Genomic DNA, 285 nt, shown 5'->3' on the forward strand with positions numbered 1-285 from the left:
GGCTGATATCAAAATTTCGAAGAATCCTTGGTGCAAAACCCGGCACATTCTCCAGAAACATCGCCTGCCGCTGACCATTGCTCCCGATCACGAGATTGTGAAAAGATAGAGATAGCTCCACGATTGGATTGAATCCTGGAAATGAACCATATCTCGGCCACATTTCCTCTACCATGATTCTACTATGGCCCGATCCAAACAAATGGACCATTCTTCCTTTCAGGATCGAATCAGCAAAAAGCTTTGCAACTTCCTGAATAACCGGCTCCTGTGCTTGGACTTGCT

General features: G+C 46.0%; 1 protein-coding gene. It reads right to left on the minus strand.

Annotated features, from left to right (window positions below):
- The coding region (locus JYB63_RS22980; protein WP_205660237.1) for an SIS domain-containing protein at positions 1-285 on the minus strand (285 nt) is incomplete at both ends.

The organism is Aliamphritea spongicola, assembly GCF_017051665.1.
GTDB classification, from domain to species: domain Bacteria; phylum Pseudomonadota; class Gammaproteobacteria; order Pseudomonadales; family Balneatricaceae; genus Amphritea; species Amphritea spongicola.